Below are 4,140 nucleotides of genomic sequence, written 5' to 3' on the forward strand. Positions count from 1 at the left end.
CGCACAGTAACGCCGGTTGCGCAACAAGATAAACGCATCAGTCATGAATGTGGAAAAAGTCGTGTACCCACCACACACCGGTCAAAAGTAGCAGTGACCACGCTTGCTGCAGTGCGCACATCGCCAAAAATCCCGCCAAGAAGGCACCACTAGCATTGATCACAAGCGTCGCCACCGACACCCAAGTCCACCAGTTCTTGCCTAGCTGCGTCAGCACGTATTGCATCACGCGCCGACCCCAGCGCCTAAAGTCACTAACATCACCATGTTTGTCGCCGCCTTCCCCAGGCTTCGGCGCATAAATACCCGCTAAACGCAGCGCCTAAACCAACAAGCAGCTCAAGCAAGAAGATCCTGATCTCGTACACCGGCGATTCGCCGACGTTTTTGTAAAGGTTCGGCACCATCGTCGAAAACGTCGTAAACGCGCCGACAAAACCAGTCCCTAACGCCAAAATCAGCCATCCCGGCAAATCTATGTACACCGCTAGGCCATAAGTGACAAACTCCAGCAAAAATCTGCCGATCAGATTCACCGCCGTGGTGCCGAGCATCGTGTCGGCATCATTAAGCCACAAGCCAATTTCCCAGCAGGCAATCCCACCGAAACAGCCGCCGATGAACATCGCTAAAATATCTTGGTATCGCAATCGCTGCATTAAACTTCCCCGTAAAACGCGGCCACCAAAATACAGGCAGTCGCGTGGTTACACTCATCAAAATTTAATATAGCGTCTAGCGTTATAGCAAAACATACAGCTGTAAGACAAGCCCGCCTTTTGCACGAAAATTTGTCGGTCTGGCTTGCGCAAAATTTCGTAAGGGAGTATGCTTTGGGTGCTAAAAGTTAATCGGCGATGACGTTCGCCACTAAAACTAATTGGTAAATCAATTTGATGACGTCTACTGCACAGATTTTGCGTGCAGTAGACGTAGACGTCATCTTTTTTTACCGGAGGGAGCACAATTATGTCAGTAGTGATTGAATCTGTGAAGGCGCGCGAGATCTTCGACTCCCGCGGCAACCCAACTGTTGAGGCCGATGTTAATCTCTCGGACGGTACGCTCGGCCGCGCGGAGGTACCATCTGGTGCATCGACCGGCGAAAAAGAAGCCATCGAGTTGCGCGACGGCGGCGACCGGCTTCAAGGCAAAGGCGTCTCAAAGGCCGTGGCCAACGTCAATACCGAGATCAACAAGGCTTTGCACGGCACTGACCCCTTCAACCAAGCCCACATCGACCAGCTGATGATCGACTTAGACGGCACACCTAACAAGGCTCGCCTAGGGGCTAACGCGATCCTGGGTGTATCAATGGCCACTGCCCGTGCAGCAGCCAACGCCTTGCACACACCGCTGTATCGTTACCTTGGCGGCACCGACTTGGAACTGCCACAAACGTTCCACAACGTGATCAACGGTGGTGAGCACGCCGACAATGGCATCGACATTCAGGAATTCATGATTACCCCAGTCGATCGTTCCAGCTTCCGTGATGGCTTCGAGAAAATCGCCAACACCTACCACACCTTGAAGAAGGTGATCGAAGAAGCTGGCTACACCACCGGCCTCGGCGATGAAGGGGGCTTTGCCCCTGACCTCAAGAACTCCGAAGACGCCTTGCAGATGCTGCATGACGCCATCATCAAGGCAGGCTACACGCCTGGCAAGGAAATCGCCATCGCCTTTGACGCGGCGGCATCATACTTCTACAACCGCGACACCAAGAACTATGACTTTGAAGGCAAAACCTACACACCTGCCGAATTAGGAGAATACTACATTCACCTGCTGGACAAGTTCCCAGAGATCATCTCCATCGAAGATCCTTATGGGGAAGAAGACTGGGGCCACTTCGCTGACTTTACCAAGAAGTACGGCGATCGCGTGCAACTTGTCGCAGACGATCCGGTCTGCACTAACCCAGCCTTGATCAAAGACGCCATCAAACGAGGCATGGCCAACAGTATCTTGATCAAGCTTAACCAGATCGGCACGGTCACCGAAACGCTGGAAGCAATCCGCTTAGCGCGCAAGAACGGCTACACTACCATGATGTCTCACCGTTCTGGTGAAACCGGCGACACCTTTGTCGCTGACTTTACCGTCGCCACGAACGTTGCGCAACTCAAGTCCGGCGCTCCAGCCCGTTCCGAGCGTGTGGAGAAATACAACCAACTGTTACGGATCGAAGAAGAACTTGGCGCTGACGGCACGCGCCTAGCCCACTTCCCAGATTCGGTCGACTTCGACTGATTAGCATTGATCCAGCGGCCGAGCACTAATATGTGCGCGGCCGTTTGTTATTTTGAAAAAAGCTGGTGTCTACTATGACCAAAAAGAATACGCTAGACGGCCTCACCCAAGCCGAAGCTGACCGGCGACTGGCCCGCGATGGCTTCAACGAAGTGGCCGAAACCCCCTTCAACTTTGCCACGGCCATTATCACCCGCCTGTGGGGGCCTAGCGCGTGGATACTCGAAGCGGCGCTGATCATTGAAATCGTGTTAGGCAAAGGCATCCAAGCCGGGTTCATCGTGCTAATGTTGCTCTTTGCCGCGGTCAATGGCGCGATTCAATCTCGCCGCGCCAACACGGTCTTACGCAGCCTATCACATGACTTATCGCCGACCACCGCAGTCAGCCGCGATGGCAAGTGGAAACAGGTGTCAGCCAAGTACTTAGTCGTTGATGACCTCATCAGCCTACGCCAAGGGGACATTATCCCCGCTGACGCGCGCCTGCTGACGGACACGCTGGAAGCCAACGAAAGCAGTATCACGGGCGAAGCCAAGGCCGTCAACCGCACCCCTGGTGATACGGCCTATGCCGGCACCGAAGTCCTCTCCGGCAACGCCTTAGCGATCGTCACCGCCACCGGTGCTAATAGCCGCAGCGGCAAAACAATCAGCCTGATCAACCAAAGCTCGGCTCCGGGCCATTTGCAGAAACTATTGGGCAAAATCATCGGCTATCTGGCAGCACTCGATGCAGTGTTGGCCGTGCTGTTGATCATCGTGGCCGTTGTCCGCCACGAAGACTTAGTTGCCATGCTACCGTTTCTTGCAATGCTGTTCATCGCGACGATCCCGATCGCCATGCCATCGAGTTTTGCCGGCAGACGGACTGACCCCGATCATCGAGATCCTAGATGCCGGCCACCGCGTCTATCAACGCATGATGACCTGGACGATCACCAAACTTTCACGCACCGCAGAGTTGCCGCTGCTATTGACATTAGGTTACCTGATTCTCCACTTCATTCCGCTGACCTTAAACGCGATGATCTTGGTCGCAATTCTGAATGATTGTGTGACCCTTGTGCTCGGCACTGACCGCACAACGATCACACACCAGCCAGAAAGCTGGAATCTGGCTAAACTTAGCAAGATCGCTGGTATCCTGGCCATAGGTTGGTCAGCGGTCGGCTACGGTTGGCTAACTTGGTTACAACAGCTCGGTCTTACTACTGATCAAATCAGCACCGGCCTTTACGTCTACCTTATCTTTAGCGCGATGTTGACGATCCTGATGACCCGCACCAAAAAGCCGTTCTGGGCTAACCTGCCCAGTCGTGCCGTGTCAATAGCAATCGGCGGCAACTGCGCATTGACGCTGGTTCTGGCACTTACCGGCTGGGGGATCGCCGCACTCAGTCCAGCATTAGTTGGCTTAGCAATCGTGATCACTGTATTAACTGGCATTGTGCTGACAGTGATTCGATTTGCGGCACGCATCTAGCGAACTTTCACCAGATCCACACCACTTTTGAACCCATTGGCCAATGTGTATTGGCTGATGTTTTTTTGCTTTCCTACGATTTTAGTTACCTAATTTAACTTTTTGGTTTCACCGCCACGCTCAAATTCGGTCTGTATAAGTGTAACTAATTTTCTCAAATCTAGGGAGGCTGTATTCATGAGTAGTGAGCGTGAAGTGTCAAAAATGTTTGTCCGATATATGCAACGTGTGCTTCGCAACGAGCGAATCAACTTTTATCGAAAGCACCTAAGAGATGTTAAAGAAACGCCACTTGAGGACTGGTTATTAGAGGAAATCGTCGAACCATCCCATCTGTCCGACTTTCTTCTGATCGAAAACGAAGTTGCCAATCTCGAATCATTCATCGAAAATGAGAAG

At 52.6% G+C, this 4,140-nt stretch carries 3 protein-coding genes, 2 pseudogenes and 1 riboswitch; of the genes and pseudogenes, 3 read left to right on the forward strand and 2 right to left on the reverse strand.

Going from position 1 to position 4,140, the window contains the following annotated elements; genetic code table 11:
• Positions 1–37 precede the first annotated feature (37 nt).
• Both JCM11969_RS16040 and JCM11969_RS16045 read right to left on the reverse strand, forming a co-directional pair.
• Positions 38–229, reverse strand: a complete 192-nt coding sequence (locus JCM11969_RS16040) for a CrcB family protein (RefSeq protein WP_175577014.1) — start codon at positions 227–229, stop codon at positions 38–40.
• 31 nt (positions 230–260) lie between these two features.
• Positions 261–659 carry a fluoride efflux transporter FluC gene (locus JCM11969_RS16045; protein WP_054712831.1) on the reverse strand — a complete coding sequence of 133 codons (399 nt, stop codon included), beginning with the start codon at positions 657–659 and terminating at the stop codon, positions 261–263.
• Positions 660–844: 185 nt separating this feature from the next.
• A riboswitch (Fluoride riboswitch) is annotated at positions 845–913 on the forward strand.
• A gap of 56 nt (positions 914–969) precedes the next feature.
• Here JCM11969_RS16045 and eno point away from each other — a divergent pair.
• The 3 genes and pseudogenes from eno to JCM11969_RS16065 form a co-directional block, all read left to right on the forward strand.
• The gene (gene eno, locus JCM11969_RS16050; RefSeq protein ID WP_054712834.1) at positions 970–2,256 is read left to right on the forward strand and encodes a phosphopyruvate hydratase; all 1,287 of its coding nucleotides are present in this window, start codon (positions 970–972) and stop codon (positions 2,254–2,256) included.
• A 74-nt stretch (positions 2,257–2,330) separates the two neighbouring features.
• Positions 2,331–3,615 (forward strand): annotated as a pseudogene (locus tag JCM11969_RS16055) (HAD-IC family P-type ATPase); the annotation flags it as partial.
• Positions 3,616–3,918: 303 nt separating this feature from the next.
• Positions 3,919–4,140, forward strand: a pseudogene (locus tag JCM11969_RS16065) (sigma-70 family RNA polymerase sigma factor); the annotation flags it as partial.

The organism is Secundilactobacillus paracollinoides DSM 15502 = JCM 11969 (genome assembly GCF_001311135.1).
GTDB lineage: Bacteria > Bacillota > Bacilli > Lactobacillales > Lactobacillaceae > Secundilactobacillus > Secundilactobacillus paracollinoides.